Annotated in this window: 16 protein-coding genes; 13 read left to right on the top strand and 3 right to left on the bottom strand. The window is 47.2% G+C overall.

From position 1 onward, the window contains the following. The coding region (locus A7981_RS12395; protein WP_371440364.1) for a calcium-binding protein at positions 1–631 on the bottom strand (631 nt) is incomplete at its 3' end. Between the two features lie 614 nt (positions 632–1,245). Here A7981_RS12395 and A7981_RS11575 point away from each other — a divergent pair. The 13 genes from A7981_RS11575 to A7981_RS11515 all read left to right on the top strand — a co-directional run bounded on the left by A7981_RS11575 (position 1,246) and on the right by A7981_RS11515 (position 14,457). Continuing rightward, on the top strand, positions 1,246–2,253 hold the full coding sequence (locus A7981_RS11575) for a hypothetical protein (protein ID WP_067268342.1): 1,008 nt from the start codon (positions 1,246–1,248) through the stop codon (positions 2,251–2,253). 94 nt (positions 2,254–2,347) lie between these two features. Continuing rightward, complete coding sequence (gspG, locus tag A7981_RS11570) at positions 2,348–2,779, top strand: type II secretion system major pseudopilin GspG (protein ID WP_067268340.1); 432 nt, start codon at positions 2,348–2,350, stop codon at positions 2,777–2,779. Between the two features lie 53 nt (positions 2,780–2,832). After that, positions 2,833–4,020, top strand: a complete 1,188-nt coding sequence (locus A7981_RS11565) for a type II secretion system F family protein (RefSeq protein WP_067268338.1) — start codon at positions 2,833–2,835, stop codon at positions 4,018–4,020. A gap of 23 nt (positions 4,021–4,043) precedes the next feature. Continuing rightward, positions 4,044–5,726: a GspE/PulE family protein gene (locus A7981_RS11560; protein ID WP_067268336.1), complete on the top strand. Its 1,683-nt coding sequence runs from the start codon at positions 4,044–4,046 to the stop codon at positions 5,724–5,726. After that, entirely contained in the window at positions 5,707–6,615 is a 909-nt protein-coding gene (locus A7981_RS11555) for a hypothetical protein (RefSeq protein ID WP_067268334.1), read from the top strand. The genes A7981_RS11560 and A7981_RS11555 overlap by 20 nt, the downstream gene beginning before the upstream one ends. Then, positions 6,615–7,136: a hypothetical protein gene (locus A7981_RS11550; RefSeq protein ID WP_088178075.1), complete on the top strand. Its 522-nt coding sequence runs from the start codon at positions 6,615–6,617 to the stop codon at positions 7,134–7,136. Before A7981_RS11555 ends, A7981_RS11550 begins: the two co-directional genes overlap by 1 nt. Beyond that, complete coding sequence (pilO, locus tag A7981_RS11545) at positions 7,124–7,690, top strand: type 4a pilus biogenesis protein PilO (RefSeq protein WP_067268332.1); 567 nt, start codon at positions 7,124–7,126, stop codon at positions 7,688–7,690. Before A7981_RS11550 ends, pilO begins: the two co-directional genes overlap by 13 nt. Then, positions 7,687–8,190 carry a hypothetical protein gene (locus A7981_RS11540; protein WP_067268330.1) on the top strand — a complete coding sequence of 168 codons (504 nt, stop codon included), beginning with the start codon at positions 7,687–7,689 and terminating at the stop codon, positions 8,188–8,190. The genes pilO and A7981_RS11540 overlap by 4 nt, the downstream gene beginning before the upstream one ends. A gap of 20 nt (positions 8,191–8,210) precedes the next feature. Then, positions 8,211–10,145: a secretin N-terminal domain-containing protein gene (locus A7981_RS11535; protein ID WP_067268321.1), complete on the top strand. Its 1,935-nt coding sequence runs from the start codon at positions 8,211–8,213 to the stop codon at positions 10,143–10,145. A 2-nt stretch (positions 10,146–10,147) separates the two neighbouring features. Continuing rightward, positions 10,148–10,633 (top strand): type II secretion system protein, encoded by a 486-nt coding sequence (locus tag A7981_RS11530; RefSeq protein WP_088178078.1) that lies wholly within the window; start codon positions 10,148–10,150, stop codon positions 10,631–10,633. Positions 10,634–10,635: 2 nt separating this feature from the next. Beyond that, positions 10,636–11,019 carry a type II secretion system protein gene (locus tag A7981_RS11525; protein ID WP_067268318.1) on the top strand — a complete coding sequence of 128 codons (384 nt, stop codon included), beginning with the start codon at positions 10,636–10,638 and terminating at the stop codon, positions 11,017–11,019. Further along, on the top strand, positions 11,006–11,509 hold the full coding sequence (locus tag A7981_RS11520; protein WP_067268316.1) for a type II secretion system protein: 504 nt from the start codon (positions 11,006–11,008) through the stop codon (positions 11,507–11,509). Before A7981_RS11525 ends, A7981_RS11520 begins: the two co-directional genes overlap by 14 nt. A gap of 50 nt (positions 11,510–11,559) precedes the next feature. Further along, complete coding sequence (locus A7981_RS11515) at positions 11,560–14,457, top strand: tetratricopeptide repeat protein (protein WP_067268314.1); 2,898 nt, start codon at positions 11,560–11,562, stop codon at positions 14,455–14,457. A gap of 181 nt (positions 14,458–14,638) precedes the next feature. Here A7981_RS11515 and A7981_RS11510 read toward each other — a convergent pair whose 3' ends face one another. Further along, on the bottom strand, positions 14,639–15,436 hold the full coding sequence (locus A7981_RS11510; protein WP_067268312.1) for a TatD family hydrolase: 798 nt from the start codon (positions 15,434–15,436) through the stop codon (positions 14,639–14,641). A gap of 11 nt (positions 15,437–15,447) precedes the next feature. Then, positions 15,448–16,539 carry a bifunctional diaminohydroxyphosphoribosylaminopyrimidine deaminase/5-amino-6-(5-phosphoribosylamino)uracil reductase RibD gene (ribD, locus tag A7981_RS11505; RefSeq protein WP_067268310.1) on the bottom strand — a complete coding sequence of 364 codons (1,092 nt, stop codon included), beginning with the start codon at positions 16,537–16,539 and terminating at the stop codon, positions 15,448–15,450. Positions 16,540–16,541: the final 2 nt, after the last annotated feature.

The raw sequence follows: 16,541 nt of genomic DNA, 5'->3' as shown, positions 1-16,541 counted from the left end.
TGATGGTGTTGGCAAGTGCATTGCCAGTTAACTCGATGCCATTTACATAGGCACTGGCATTGAGATGCTCGACATTCTCGCTAAGGGTATAACCATCACCAGAGATATCATCAAACTCAGCGCTGATGATCACGGTGTCTGTGCCTCCAGCTGTACCAGCTAGTGATTCGATCACTTCATCATCTGCTGTGTCGATGATGTAGGTATTGTTGCCACTCCCTCCCTCCAACACATCTGCACCTGCTCCACCGCTCAGAGTATCATTACCCCCGCCACCAAATAGAGTATCGTCACCATCGCCTCCATTGAGTAGGTTAGCAAAGGTATTACCGATGAGGATATTGGCTTCATCATCCCCTGTCAGCCCTCCAGTTTTAGCCTGTGCGCTTAACACAGCATCCTGATAACTACCATCCACGGTAGCACCCGTTGTTTTTGAGGTAACCACAACTTTCCTGCCGCTGACAGCATCGGTATATAGCTTGACTCCAGTTTCCAGTGTCGCATCTTCCAGATCACCTACACCTGTAATGTAAGTATCCAAGTACTCCCTAGCCGTCTCCTTTGCATCGGTATTGGTACCGTAAATTGCATTGATAATGTCCGCGAAAGCTGTGCGTTGCGTTGCCATTTCTATTCCTTCCATTCATGGATTAAGTGCGGCAGGTAAACTTTTATGGATGTTTACTTACTACCATTGCGATGACTGTCACCAGTCGATACGCGCTAATGTCGCAACATTAATGCCACTCATGAAATATTTTGTTACAAAAACATAAAATTAATATTAATCAATATGTTATTTATATGAATAGCTAAAACAAAAACACTTTCAATCCGCTTTAAAAGACCACATGGCTACTCTGCAACCACCACATGGCTAAAAATAACCAAATGATTTAATAGGGAATTTTTCCCGACACAAATGCCGTGGCAGTCGTAGCAAGGCTGGCGCTACGACCATTTTCAATGGCACACCTATTGCGTAACAAAAAGAAACAATTTGATACAAACAACGCGAAATGCCGATATTGGCAATTAGTTGAAAGTACGACAATGAAGAATGGAAAACCGCCGGGATGAGCGGGTGCAAGAGCATATGGGAGGGCATTTGTGAACTGCCCCCAGCAGAATTTGACACTGATAAGAAGTAGCGACTTGGAAGGCTCTACCAACTATTGGCGTCGAATTGGTGATGCGGGCAGCCACAAATGCCTGCTGATTATAACTCTGAAGGAAACTATCATGAAACAATCAGCAATCAGATTAGCTGTTTTAAGTGCATTTGGATTAGCTTCTGCACAAGCAATGGCTACGGGTTTTGTAAGCCTGCCCTCCGGCGGCTTTACTGTAGGCTCTGATACTACCCCCTACACACTTTGTAACACGACGGGTAATTTTGGGTCAGTGGCTTCTACAGCACCTAGTGCAGGAGCAAATAATACATGCGCTGTTTTTCCTGCTAGCCGCAACGTTTCACCTGACTCAAGCGTGACAAATGTAGTTGCAACCAGAACCAGTGTACCTATCGTATACACAGGATCAACCCTGAGCAGCAGCATTACTGTAGCTAGAATGGATGAGCGTGTGTGGAGCAATGGCCAAAGCGGGAGTAACCAAGTTTGTATCTACGGCCTTAGATACAGCATGACAAATAATCCGGTAGCGATGGAGTACGACGAGGAGGAAGATGAATACGAACCTGTATATCTTGAGCTGAATGGTTTTGCACGCGCAGGTTTCAGTGCATTCACTACAGCAAGTAGTGTACAGGCAGCTTATTACTACTCTGCGATTTCTGATGAGGTGTTATTCCGGATTGGTCGAACCTACACATCCGTTCAACACCGTGCTAATTCAAGCACACCATCGCTCGCTGCTTCTGGATATGTCAGCCGTCCAATTACAACTTCTGCGCCAACCAGCACTTCTATCAACGGAGTCAATTCCTGGTCAAGCCCACTCCCTGTACCTACAGCAGCACAACAGGCCGCTGGCATCGACACCAACTGGGTAGAGTTCACTACAGATAATAACTATCTGGATGATGACGGCACAACCCTGCCAGACTCATCGCAACTGTATGTCAAGGTAACAGGTACAAATGCTTGCCCACAAATAGTAAATGGGGAAGCCGTACTTACCAATAATGCCTACAGTTTCCGCCAGACAGGTCAGGAAGAAGCGCCTTTTGTAGAGTTTAAGGTACCCGGATATATCCCTAACGGTGCCAACGTCAACATCACTTATTAATGTAATCCATTGATTCAGTGATTTCTAAGTGATCAAAGTGGGGGCCAAAAGCCCCTGCTTTCCCCCAAGAAAATACAACTATCAGGTATTGAACATGATTAAGTGCGATATCAAAAGAACGCTAGTTCAGTCAGGTTTCACTCTGCTGGAACTGTTAGTGGTGATGGTCATCATTGGTCTTCTAGCTGGATATGTGGGGCCTAAATATTTTGCACAGATCGGTAAATCAGAGACCAAGACAGCCAAGGCGCAAATAGATGCACTAGGAAAAGCGCTCGATCAATATCGACTGGATACGGGGCACTACCCAAATACTGAGCAAGGACTGGCTGCCCTTAATGCAGCGCCTTCAGATGAACAAAAATGGCAGGGGCCATACCTGCAAAAGACTGTACCTCATGATCCGTGGGGCAAAGTCTATCAATACAAATATCCTGGCGAGCACAGCGAATATGACCTGTGGTCATTTGGCAAGGATGGGCAAGCCGGTGGCGATAACGAATCAGCAGATGTAGTGAGCTGGTAGGTAATTGACCTTCCAGTTTTTTTAAAGGCTACCCAGTAAATGCAGGATGATCGATGAAATTTGAATTGAAGGTCGCGCGTGGACAGCTGGTAGAAACGCTGACATTAGAAGCGAGCGACCCTTTGCAGGCGCAATTAATGGTAGAAGCACAGGGTTACAGCTTGTTAGCAACACGAGCGCTGGGCAAGCTATCTCGTGTAGGCGCATTTGGAAAAAGTAGATTTAACCTGATGCTATTTAGTCAGGAACTGCTCTCACTACTAGATTCTGGCTTGAGTCTGGTGGAGTCGATAGAAGCGCTTGCAGAAAAAGAAGCCCAAACAGAGTCCCGAACTATACTCACACAGGTGATGGCATCGCTTTATGAAGGCCTGCCACTTTCCAGCGCACTGGAACGATTCCCGCAGGTATTTCCTCCTTTGTATATCGCCCTCATACGTAGTAGCGAGCGCACCGGCGACATGGTGCAGGCGTTGGGACGGCATGTCGCCTATCAAGGGCAGCTGGATGCGGTACGCAAGAAGATCGTCACCGCCTCCATCTACCCAGTATTGCTAATCATCGTCGGCGGTTTAGTGATGTTGTTTCTGCTCGGTTATGTCGTGCCACGCTTTAGTACTATCTACGAAAGTGCAGGCACTGACTTGCCGTGGATGTCGCAGTTACTACTCGCTTGGGGACGTTTATTGCATGACCACGGCTCAGAAGCGTTTATTGTCTTCATTATTTTCACTGGAATACTCGGCTACTTATTAAGCCGATCCACAGTGCGCACCACCATCATGTCACAGATATGGAAGATACCAGCACTTGGTGAAACCATGCGAATCTACCAACTGGCACGCTTTTATCGCACGCTTGGTATGCTCTTGCGCGGCGGTATTCCCATGGTCACTGGCATGCAGATGGTGGCGTCACTATTGCAGCCATTGTTGCGTAACAGCCTGCAACTAGCTGAACGCGACGTGCGAGAAGGCAAACCACTTTCAAGCGCCATGGAAGATCATGGCCTGACAACCTCCATTGCTATCCGCATGCTACGCGTTGGTGAGCGTACCGGTAGCATGGGCGAAATGATGGAACGAATTGGTCTTTTTTATGATGAAGAAATATCACGTGCGGTCGACTGGTTCACACGACTGCTTGAACCGCTGCTGATGGTGGTCATTGGCCTGATCGTCGGTATTGTAGTGGTACTCATGTATATGCCTATTTTTGATCTGGCTGGGAGCATTCAGTGAATCAGCCGCTTGAGCAGTTACCAATGGTCTCGATACCACCCGCCGAATTAAGGCTACAACAGCTAGAAACTGCACGCCAGCTATCCGCCCAGAGTAATCAGCATCTGCTGGATGTGCTGGAGGAAATATCGGGCTTAAGCTCGGATGACTTCACCATTGCCCTAGGTGCTTTGATGCACTATCCGGTATTGGGTATTTTGCAACTTTATGAAATGACCCCTGATTTCGGTCTGCTCCCATTCTCCGACGCGAGCAGGCAGGAATGTGTAGCTCTGCACAACAAAGAAGGCGTATTGCATATCGCCTGCGCCAACCCATTCGATACTTTCCTGCATAGCCGCATGGAGATGCGAACAACAGAGCATATCGAGTGGCGGTTAGCGCACCGCAAGGATATCGCCGCTTTTCTCTCCCGCTATGAGGAAAGCATGCGAGCGATGGACGGGATATTGCCTGAGCATGCCAATGCTGAGAACGGCAGCACCGGTCTCGAGGATATCTCGCTACGCTCCATCTCAGAAGACACCAGTCCAGTAGTCAAGCTGGTTCGCTCAACCTTATACGACGCACTCAAGGCGGGTGCCAGTGATATCCACATGGAAACAGACCCGCACGGGCTTACCATTAAGTACCGCATAGACGGCGTATTAAACATGGTAGGCAGTGTCAACGGCACCATGCAAGCAGAACAGGCCATCTCACGTATAAAAGTGATGTCGGAACTAGATATCGCCGAGCGTCGCGTTCCGCAGGATGGTCGCTTCAAAGTGATGGTGCAGGGTCGAGAAGTGGATATGCGTGTATCCATTATGCCCAGCGTGTTCGGTGAAGATGCCGTACTACGCATACTTGACCGTAAAGCAATCAGCGATCAAGCCAAAGGCCTGAGCATGGAAGTACTGGGTTTTGAAGAGTCTATCATGGCACGCTTCCGACTCTTAGCAGAAGAACCCTACGGCATGCTGCTAGTCACCGGACCAACCGGCAGCGGTAAAACCACCACGCTTTACGGCATCATATCCGAAATCAATAATGGACAAGACAAGATTGTTACCATCGAAGATCCGGTGGAATATCAGCTACCGGGCGTCTTACAGATTCCGGTAAATGAGAAAAAAGGCCTGACCTTCGCCCGCGGTTTGCGTTCAATTCTACGTCACGACCCGGACAAGATCATGGTCGGTGAAATACGCGACTCGGAAACGGCACAGATTGCCGTACAGTCCGCCCTCACTGGTCACTTAGTACTGACTACGGTACACGCCAACAACGTATTCGACGTCATCGGCCGCTTTACCAATATGGATGTGGATCCATACAGCTTCGTATCCGCAATTAATGGCATCATGGCCCAGCGGCTGGTACGCATTATCTGCCAGCACTGTGTGATAGATGACCAACCAGATGTTGATCTTCTAGAGAAATCCGGCGTTACAGCGGAAATGCTGCCCGGTTTCAAATTTCGCATCGGCCAAGGCTGCGGCCAATGTCATGGTACCGGTTACAAGGGTCGCAAGGCGATCGCCGAACTACTAGTGTTCAATGACCTTATCCGCGAACTTATCGTCACCCGCGAGCCGGTGCGAAAAGTAAAGGATGCCGCCCGTGCCAATGGCACGCGCACGATGCGTGAAGCTGCAATGGATATGGTCAGACGAGGCGAAACCACCTTACAGGAGATAAACCGTGTCACTTCGCTGGTTTAAATTCCTGCGCCTTAATCCCGCCGTGCGAGACGAGCTTCGGATATTCATCCAGCCACACCAACTCGTGCTATCACGCATAAAGCGCAGGCTCACGAAAGAGGTGGTCGTTAAGCAAATAATTCCTGTGAACTCCACATTAACAGATTCAAATGCAGGTTCTAAGATAGTGGGTAACCAATACAGTTACGACGATATCTGGCAGCCTGCCATCTACACTTTGCGTCAAACATTACACAATACACAGTGGCAAAATACTGATGCTCATATCGCACTTTCAAGCCACTTTTGCCGATATGCAGTTATCCCTTGGAATGAGAACCTAGCAAACGCAGCAGAACGACAAGCTTATTTACACCATTGTTTTGCCATAGCGTACGGCGAACCAGCAAAGCTGTGGGACATTCGCCTGAACCCCGGTGGATATGGACAAACATCGCTGGCAAGTGGGATAAGTACCGCACTGCTAGGAGCCGTGCAAGCTGCTTTCCAAGATGCTCACATGTCCATCAAGTACATATATCCACATCTGATGATAGCAATGAACGAATTACGGCAGGATATCAGCAGAAAAGCAGCAAATGACTCGTTCTGGATAGTCACACTAGAGCAAGGTCGGCTATGCCTCGGTTTAATTGAAAACAATCAATGGCGCTCGTTAAAAAGCCATGCAACAGAAGATGATTTATCAGTACAGCTAGAGGCATTAATCCAGCGAGAAACTATCATGACAGGCATTGATGCTATCCACTGGCCTATTCTGGCTTACTGGGTGGAGTCGGGAGAGTTCGATACGATCTCGTCGCTACCTGGGCGCAAAATATCAACGGTTCCGCTCCATCATAGCCAAGCTGATCGCAAGCCTATCCCAAGCATCTTGAGGTGGGTCTAATGTTGAAACGCATATACATCAACCATGCCGCCACTTCGCATTATGCTCATCCACTGTCTTACTTCCTCTTGTTTGCTGGTGCTTTCAGCGTTATCGCTCTACTCATCACCTTAGAACACATTAGTCAACGTAACACCGCTTTGGAAAAAGATGCCCTTCAACTCAAGCAACCAAGCATAAGCGCACAGCAATCTACTAAAGATCAAAATTCAGGAAAGCGTGATGAAATAGCCGCAGTAAAAACCGTCATGGCAGAGCTTGCTCTACCGTGGCAAGTGCTGTTCAAAACACTGGAAAGTATCAGCACGCCAGAGGTGAAACTGATATCGGTCGAACCTAATGCTCGACAACGGAAGCTACGCATTACCGCAGAAGCAACAGATACACATGTCATGCTGGAATATATAAGCAGTCTGGAAAAACAGGCCGCGTTAAAAGATGTCTTCCTGCTAACACACGAGCATACGAAAGAAGGCCCCATGCCTATACGTTTTTTAGTGGAGGCCGTATGGAGGATATAAAGAAACAACCATTATCACGCTGGTTACAATATCACGCGCGACAGTTTGGCTGGCAAGGGTTGAGCGGGATCACCATGCTTCTGGGTAGCGCGACACTAGCACTCACCATCGTGCTACCGAAGACTGACAAGCTTGATCAATTGTCGCGTGAAGTCGAAAAACTTCGCATAGAGATTCCACAGCACCAAGGCAAGTGGATAGACCGCTCACCGCAGGCATCTCTCAATACCTTTTATCTTTTTTTACCTGCCGAACACCAGACAACTAATCTGCTTGCCACGATTCTTGTTGCTGCCAACGATAATGAATTGACTGTAGATAAAGCTGATTATGCACTCACACGCAACAGCCAAGCTGCCTTTTCAAGATATCAGATCACCATGCCGATAAGCGGGAGTTATGTGAACATCCGGAAATTCACCAATCAGGTATTGAATACTCTCCCCGCCGCTGCATTAAACGAGATTACCTTCAAACGTCAGGATATCAGCGCAGAAACAATAGAGGCTAGGCTGAGATTCACTATTTACCTCGGCAAAGAGCAGCAACAGTGAATTTGCAATCACTCATCAAGCAATACGGTATATGGATGCTATTAGCGATAACACTTAGCGCCACAGCTTGGATTTCTTTCACTGAGGATAAAGCCGGAGATGTCCTCATTGTAAAACGCCCCCCGACCAATTCGCGTGCTCCTGCGCCACCAATAGCAATCACCGATGAGTTCAACATGGATACCCTATTACGCCCCAAAACAGATGAGCTACCAAGCAATCTTTTCAATACCGATATGCCAGTGGCAGTGCAAACTCAGGAAGCCATATCCATACCGTTGCAAGAACAAGTGCCGACCATTCCTTATACGTATGCCGGGAAGCTGGAAGAAGACGGTCACTACATCGTCTTTCTCACGAAGAATGGCAGAAACTATGTCGTCCGTGAGGGCGACGCTCTCGGAAAATGGCAAATAAAAACCATACGCCCCCCGCAAATGATCTTGAGCTATAAGCCACTACAGGCTGAAGTCCCCATGTCGATCGGAGAAGTAAATTGAATTTACCCTGCACCCGCAATATGACAGTTCTAACATGTGTCTTAGTCATAGCTGGCACCCTATGCGCTTGCTCGACACAGGAATATAAATTACAGCAGAGCAACACAGAGTACCAGCAGGCCAAAGAATTGATCAACGCAGGAAAGGTGAGCGAAGGTATCGATAGGCTAAAGATACTGGTACGCACCTTTCCAGAAAATCCAGAATACCGCGGTTATCTTAAACATCAGCAAGATCTGCAACTGGCTATTCTACTGAAAGAAGGTGATCTCCAGAGGCAACAACGACAATGGAGTGTTGCTGAGACTACCTATCTACGTGCATTGGCGATGGATCCGGAAAACCAGCGCGCGCAGGATGGCATAAGATCGCTAACCATCGGGCAGCGACATGAAACAATGACAGCTACTGCCCAAGAGCTATTTAATGCGAATAACCCCGATGGCGCGCAAAACATCGTACGAGCAATTCTGGCAGAAGAGGCTACAAATCAGTCAGCACGTGCACTTTACGAACGCATAGAGCAAAGGCGGATAGACAAGGTCATCAGCACGCCTCAAATCAAATCGGCATTCAGCAAACCGATTACCCTAGAATTCAAGGATATCCCCGTCAAATCCGTATTCGAGTTCATCTCTCGGGTGGCTAATGTCAACTTCATCTATGATCAGGAGCTAAGGACAGAACAACCTATCAGCATTTTCGTGCGCAATACCTCCATAGAAGATGCTATCGAAGTCCTGCTCACAAGCAACCAACTAGCCAAGAAGGTGCTCAATGACAACACGCTACTGATATACCCACTCAGCCGCAGTCAAGAGTATCAGGAGATGTTCGTACGTAGTTTTTACCTAGCGAATACCGATGCCAAGAAAGTTATGGCACTCCTCAAAACCGTGCTAAAGACCAAGGACATCTATATTGACGAGAAACTGAACACGCTGGTCATGCGTGATACCGCCGAAGCCATCCGCACGGCAGAAAAGCTTATCACCTCCCAAGACATGGCGGACCCAGAGGTCATGCTCGAAGTCGAAGTACTGGAAATAAACCGCAAGAGCCTAGAAGCCATCGGCATAAGATATCCCACTCAAGCTAGCGTCGGTGTACAGGGCAGACCTACCGTCAATGGCACAACGACTCTGACTCCGGGAAAACTCACTGTACGCGAGCTCAATAATTTCAACTCAGACCTTGGTGTTTTCAGCATCAGCGACCCCGTACTGGCACTTAATCTATTACAGCAGGACACTGACACTAACCTGCTCGCCAATCCGCATATTCGGGTCAAGAACCGAGAAAAGGCAAAGATTCATGTCGGTGACCGTATCCCCGTACTGACTAGTATCGCCAATGCCACCGGTTTCGTCTCACAATCGGTCAACTACATTGAAGTAGGTATCAAACTCGATGTAGAACCTACTATCCTGCTCAATGATGAGGTATCGATCAAGGTCGGCATGGAAGTCAGTAACCAGACTGACCAACTCACATCCAGCAGCGGCACCGTTACTTACACCATAGGCACACGAAACGCCAACACCATCCTTCGCCTGAAAAATGGCGAAACCCAAGTGTTAGCTGGACTGTTCCGTGATGACGAGCAGAAGATATCTAACAAAGTGCCTGGATTAGCCGGGCTGCCTCTGATCGGCAGACTGTTTACGGACAAAAATACAGATCGCCGCAAGAAAGAAATCGCCTTGCTGATAACACCACGCATCATCAGCAATATCATACCCGCCGATGCTGTGTACACGACCTTTCCTGTCGGCGTAGATCGCAACATGCCTACTGGCAAATCGACAAACTCAGGGCGCCAAGTTTCGTCAGACTATACCCCTCCACCTCCGCAACCTTCTCCACAGACAAGCCAGGATAACCGTGCAGATCGTGCTGCAATGAAACCGATAGACGATATATCCAGCCCCGACAATAACGGGAATCCGATGTAATGATGTTTAAAAGAACTTACATATTACGAGGGTTCACGCTGATCGAGCTACTGGTCACGCTATCCCTGCTAGCGTTGATACTAACTTCGGCAGCACCTGTCATGCAATTGACCGTAAAGCGTGATAAGGAACAGGAACTGAAGCGTAGCCTTTGGCAAATACGCGATGCCATCGATGCCTATAAAAGAGCGGTGGATGAAGGATTTATCAAGAAGACCCCCGGTCAATCTGGATATCCAGCCTCCTTGAGAACATTAGTGGAGGGTGTAGAAAACAAGCGCGACCCCAACAAACAAAAGATATATTTCCTACGCAGTATTCCCCGTGACCCATTTTCAACAGACCTAGATATCTCTGCCGAACAGACATGGAGAAAGCGTAGTTATGCCAGCTCATTTGATGAGCCGAAAGAAGGGGACGATATCTACGACGTTTACTCATCCTCTCAAGATATTGGGTTGAATGAACGCCCCTACCGTGAGTGGTAACTATGCATTCAAAACCAACACACGGTTTTACGCTGATTGAAGTGCTCGTCGTACTGACCATTATCGCCACCCTGCTCAGTCTTGTATCACCACGCTACTTCGAAGCAGTGGAGCGATCCAAAGAGGTATCTTTGCGACATGACCTCTCTGTCATGCGCGATGCGATTGACAAATACTATAGCGACAGAGGCATATATCCATCCTCCCTTGAAGAGATGGTAGAGCGTAAATACCTACGGGCTGTGCCGGAAGACCCCATCACCCAAAGCATAGAATCCTGGATCACCTCACCTCCAGCCGATCCATATCTGCATGGTGATGTTTACGATGTACACAGCGGTTCGCCTGATATCGCTCAGGATGGTAGCAACTATGCAGACTGGTAGATCAACAGAGCATGGTTATACCTTCATCGGTCTGCTAATCGTCATTATGGTGATCGGATTCTCACTAGCAGAAGCCGGAAATATATGGAGCCAGCAAAGACAACGTGACCGCGAGCAGGAACTACTCAAGATAGGAGATAAATTTAGGCTGGCAATACGCGATTATTACAATGCAACGCCTGGCCCGATAAAACAATATCCCAAAAATCTTCAGGCATTACTGCGTGACGATCGTTTCCCCATACCCAAGCGCTACATTAGAAAAATCTATGAAGATCCAATGACCCAAAGCCAGGTATGGGGACGATATGAAGCGCCTGGAGGTGGCATCATGGGCGTATTCAGCACTTCCATTGCCACTCCGTTCAAAACTAGGAATTTTCCACCCATCTACAGTACTTTCGAAAACAAAACTAATTACGGGGAATGGGTTTTTGGGCATGTTCCCGAACTAGCAGCGATAGACAAGTCTAGCACCACCAATCAGTAAGTTTCATAAACTTAAACTTTAGCCCCTACAGGATAATGGAGGATTAAATAATGAATGACCCAGCCAATACTCTTCTAAACCGTGCGTTGGATTTGCATCAGGCTGGCAACCTATCAGATGCCGAGTCGCTTTATTTAAAGTTCCTAGATTTTATACCCGATCACCCAGATGCGTGGCATCTACTCGGTGTGATCTACCTACAAATCAAGGAGTACATGAAATCGGTGGACTCAATTCAACGTGCCGTCGCAATCAAACCAGATTTTGCCGATGCTTATTTTAATTTGGGGTTAGCCTTAGGGAATCTTGGACGTTTTAATGAGGCCATCCATAGCTACCAAAAATCAGCCTCCATAAACCCAAACCGAGCAGAAACTCACTTCAATATGGGCGTAGCACTTAGCGAGCTTGCAGACTTTGAGAAAGCAATCGCATGTTACAAGATGGCTCTTACGTTAAATCCAGAATATGCCAAAGCATCACTGAATCTTGGTGTCGCCCTCAATGCCTCCAATCAGCATGAAGAGGCGATTATGCACTACCGTAAGGTTTTATCTACCGAGAAAACCTCCATCGACGCCTATAACAATCTCGGTCTTTCACTGTCTTACCTCAAACGTTTTGACGAGGCATCCTTATGCTACCAACAAGCACTATCAATATTTCCTGACCACCCACACCTGCTGGACCAGTTAGGCCGCACTTACCAAATGCTAAAAAGATATGATGAGGCTCTTGCCTGCTATAGTAAGGCCATATCATTACTACCGAACCATGCGGAAGCATATTTTAACCAAGCCAATACCCTAAGAAAACTCAAGCGACTTGAAGATGCTGCAACGTCTTATTTAAAAGCAATTTCGATATTCCCTGAATTTTGGCGTGCACATTACCAACTTGGGAAACTGCTTGCCTCTCAAGCAAGGTATGAAGAAGCGGTTATTCACTTCCAAAAAACATTATCAACCAATCCTACCCATATCCAGGCTCACCATCATCTCGCCTCATGCCTGTTACAACTGAAGCGGTTCGAGGACTTGGTAACCTGTTACCAACAACTGTTAACCATTCAACCTGAAAACGCCGATACATATAGCAACTTAGGCAATGTATTCAGCGAGCTCAAGCAATATGAAAAAGCAATAGAGGTATATGAAAAATCAATATCAATTCAGGGAGACTTCGCCGAAGCTTACTACAATCTAGGTATTGCCCTTTACGCACTAGGAAAATTCAATAAGGCAATACATTGCTATGAAAAAGCCTTAGCCATCAGGCCGCAGTTCCCCGAAGCACAAAACAACCTAGGCAACGCATACAATGCACTAAAAGATTTTGGTAATGCCGTCGTACATTACAAAAAAGCACTGTTTCTTAAGTCGGATTACATCGAGACATTTAACAATCTGGGAAATACTCAAACAGCACTCGAACAATATGGCGATGCAGCTTTTAGCTATCAGCAGGCTCTGAAACTAGACCCAAACAATGCGGAAGCCCACAATAATTTGGGCACACTACATGCCTCCACTGAAAAGTATGATCAGGCGATTGTATGCTATCTACAAGCAATTACCATCCAGCCAGATTATGCCGAAGCACATTACAACTTAGGTAGTATTTATTACAAGCAAGAACGATATGCTGATGCTTATGAGAGTTATGAGCGAGCCATCACATACCAACCTGACCATGAAAGAGCCCATAACAATCTCGGCGCAACCTTGTCAAAGATGCGTCGATTTGACGAGGCAATCTCCTGGTATCAAAAAAGTCTTATCCTCAATCCAAATCACGCCGAAACCTATGACAACCTTGGAGGTGCCTTATGCGAAATATTCCGCTTTGATGAAGCCCTGATTGCTTATCATAAAGGGCTGGCTATAAACCCTAAAGACTATAAAATTCTCAGCAGCCTCGCCACTACATATAACTCACTGAAACAATATGACAAGGCATTGGAGCATTGCGAACTGGCGCTAGCTATTCAACCTGATTATATCGACTGCCAATGGAACCGGAGTTTATTCAACCTGTCACTAGGAAATTTTGAGTCAGGCTGGAAAGGATATGAGCAACGATGGTTATCAAAAAATGCAGATACCTCAATCACGAGCTGCCCCTATCCAATCTGGCTAGGTGAGTCAGACATCAGCGGTAAGCATCTCCTGATTCAATATGAACAAGGATTTGGCGATGCCATTCAAATGGCTCGCTACATTAGGCCATTAATAGAACAAGGTATAAATTGCTGGGTACAGATGATCAGCCCTCTGACAAAGATCATGAGACGCAGCTTCCCTGAGGCTCACATCATTGATAAAGAGGAAACTCCTAAAAACATAGACTACCGCACCCCGCTAATGAGCCTACCCTTAACTATGAAAAGTTTCTCAGAAGCGGACATTCCTAAAATAACACCTTACCTCAGCATAGATACCTCTCTGGCGTATCATTGGGGATCGCAGCTACCTGCAAAAAAAATCCTCGTAGGCGTTGTATGGCGTGGTAACCCGGAACATAAAAACGACCACAACCGGTCCATTAAATTAAACGAGCTGTTGCCGATCTTTACTTCCAACCCCCACATCCAGTTTATCTCTCTACAAAAAAGTCTGACAGAAGATGAATTAGTCACATTACGTGGTTTTCGTAATGTCCTTATGCTGGATGATGAGCTCACCGATTTCGATGAGACTGCAGCAATCATGAGCAATTTAAACCTGCTCATCTGTATCGACTCGGCACCTGCTCATTTAGCAGGTGCACTGGGTATCCCCCTCTGGCTACTACTCTGTTTTGGAGGTGAATGGCGCTGGATGGCAGATCGCAATGACTCCCCCTGGTACCCAAGTGCAAACCTGATTAGGCAAACGGGAATAGGAGATTGGACGAACGTCATGCTAACAATTAATGAACGACTCAGCGATATGGCAGCTACGATCTAAAAAGTATATTTAAACATCCACAAAATCTGTGGATAATTTTGTGGATACCTGTGACTTAAAAATGTAACTAATGATTCCATAAGGAAATTTTCAAAACGCCTATTTTTTAATCTAGTTTTTTTACATTTAAAATCAATGACTTACTGTATGTCATTGGATTGCTATGGTTTTTTGAATAAAGTTAAAGTAGCACATGAGGTGGTGTGCATAACTGAGCTAATTTTGGCAATGCATTTAGGGCATTCTTCGTTGTCGTATCAGCCACTTGAGTCAGATTTATTTGCCGTAAATCTGCTAATACTTGTGCAATTTTTGGCAACTCATATGGACTATTTCTGCCATGATGCCCGAGCCATTCTGGCGGAATATCCGGAGAATCCGTCTCGAGAACAATCGCCTCCAACGGTAGATGAATGGCGAGATCACGAATCTTTAAAGCACGCGGATAGGTCATCGCACCACCAAAACCGAGCTTGAAGCCCAGTTTGATGAACGCATCTGCCTGTTGTCTACTGCCATTAAATGCATGGGCAATACCCCCACTCACCTTAATCCGGCGCAGATATTTAAGCACATCATCCACCGAGCGGCGCACATGTAAGATCACCGGTAATTCAAACTCACGCGCTAATTTTAGCTGCTCGATGAAAAAATATTCCTGCCGCTCACGATCATACCCTTCAACAAAGAAATCGAGACCGATCTCCCCCACAGCGACAGGGTTGCCCTGCTCTATTGCAGTCCTAAGATAGCCAAGGTCTTCTTCTTTTGCATCGGGGACGAATAAAGGGTGAATACCCAGCGCGTAGGCACAATGAGGATGACGCTCTGCTAATTGGGAAACAGTACCAAAATTACTACGTTCAACCGCTGGTACGACAATGAGCCGGACATCAGCATCCAGACTGGCTTTAGCGACCTGATCACGGTCGTGATCAAATTCGCCTGCATCCAGATGACAGTGGGTATCGATCAGCATCAGGTTCCTGTTCAAGGAGTGTGGGGTTTGGCTCTCACACGTATATCTTGGCCGATTTGCCGAGTATCAAGAATATCTAGCTGCATGCGCTGCTGCATGTTATTCAGCATGGGGATACCAAACATGCCCTTTGCATCACTCCCAAGCAAGACGGGCGCGTAATATATGAGCAATTCATCAATCAGATTTTGCGCCAATAAAGCACCATTCAGACCTTGGCCTGCCTCTACCATCACCTCATTGATTTGCACGCTTGCAAGGTGGGTTAAAAGGCTTTGCAGGCACACGCCACCATCGGCAGCAGGTAGCTTAATAGATTGGACACCGAGTTTTGCTAATGATTCTATTTTTGCCTGATCGCCATTCGCGTAGGCAACCATGACATTCCCACCTTGCAATATCTTTGCAGTCAGCGGAATACGCAGTTGACTATCGATGACGACACGTAAAGGCTGGCGTGGCGTTTCAATACCTCTTACGTTCATTTGCGGATCGTCGGCCAGCACAGTGCCAATACCTGTCAGTATTGCGCATGAACGTGCACGCCAGTGTTGCACATCCAGCCTGGCGGCCTCCCCTGTGATCCACTTGCTTTCGCTGTTGGCTAGGGCAGTTCGACCATCCAAACTTGCCGCGATTTTACTGCGCACAAAAGGTTGATTGCGCGTCATACGCGAAATAAATCCCGGATTCAGCGCTTCAGCCTGTGCTTTCATCAATCCAGAAGATGTTTCGATACCATGCGCTTGCAATCGTGCTAAACCGCTACCGGCAACTTTTGGGTTTGGATCTTCCATCGCAGCGATGACGCGGCGTATACCGGCCTTGATCAAAGCATCGGCGCATGGCGGGGTTCTGCCAAAATGACTACATGGTTCAAGCGTGACATAGGCGTCTGCGCCATTTGCTTGGTCGCCAGCTTGCTGAAGCGCATAAACCTCGGCATGAGGCTCCCCCGCTTTTAGATGCGCACCTTGACCGACAATGACGCCGTCTTTGACGATGACACAACCAACGCGTGGATTGGGACTAGTAGTATAGAGACCTTGTTCGGCGAGGCGTAGCGCTTGCGCCATCATGACATGGTCTAAGCCTGAAAACATGG

This window comes from Methylovorus sp. MM2, assembly GCF_001648895.1.
Classification (GTDB): domain Bacteria; phylum Pseudomonadota; class Gammaproteobacteria; order Burkholderiales; family Methylophilaceae; genus MM1.
The sequence above is the reverse complement of the archived record's forward strand: the minus strand, read 5'-3'. Positions and strand labels throughout refer to the sequence as shown.

Excerpts from the sequence above, each read along its gene's own strand:
- A7981_RS11575 (WP_067268342.1), top strand. The coding sequence starts at position 1,246 with ATGAAACAATCAGCAATCAGATTAGCTGTTTTAAGTGCATTTGGATTA.
- gspG (WP_067268340.1), top strand. The coding sequence starts at position 2,348 with ATGATTAAGTGCGATATCAAAAGAACGCTAGTTCAGTCAGGTTTCACT.
- A7981_RS11565 (WP_067268338.1), top strand. The coding sequence starts at position 2,833 with ATGAAATTTGAATTGAAGGTCGCGCGTGGACAGCTGGTAGAAACGCTG.
- A7981_RS11560 (WP_067268336.1), top strand. The coding sequence starts at position 4,044 with ATGGTCTCGATACCACCCGCCGAATTAAGGCTACAACAGCTAGAAACT.
- A7981_RS11550 (WP_088178075.1), top strand. The coding sequence starts at position 6,615 with ATGTTGAAACGCATATACATCAACCATGCCGCCACTTCGCATTATGCT.
- pilO (WP_067268332.1), top strand. The coding sequence starts at position 7,124 with ATGGAGGATATAAAGAAACAACCATTATCACGCTGGTTACAATATCAC.
- A7981_RS11535 (WP_067268321.1), top strand. The coding sequence starts at position 8,211 with ATGACAGTTCTAACATGTGTCTTAGTCATAGCTGGCACCCTATGCGCT.
- A7981_RS11530 (WP_088178078.1), top strand. The coding sequence starts at position 10,148 with ATGTTTAAAAGAACTTACATATTACGAGGGTTCACGCTGATCGAGCTA.
- A7981_RS11525 (WP_067268318.1), top strand. The coding sequence starts at position 10,636 with ATGCATTCAAAACCAACACACGGTTTTACGCTGATTGAAGTGCTCGTC.
- A7981_RS11520 (WP_067268316.1), top strand. The coding sequence starts at position 11,006 with ATGCAGACTGGTAGATCAACAGAGCATGGTTATACCTTCATCGGTCTG.
- A7981_RS11515 (WP_067268314.1), top strand. The coding sequence starts at position 11,560 with ATGAATGACCCAGCCAATACTCTTCTAAACCGTGCGTTGGATTTGCAT.
- A7981_RS11510 (WP_067268312.1), bottom strand. The coding sequence starts at position 15,436 with ATGCTGATCGATACCCACTGTCATCTGGATGCAGGCGAATTTGATCAC.
- ribD (WP_067268310.1), bottom strand. The coding sequence starts at position 16,539 with ATGTTTTCAGGCTTAGACCATGTCATGATGGCGCAAGCGCTACGCCTC.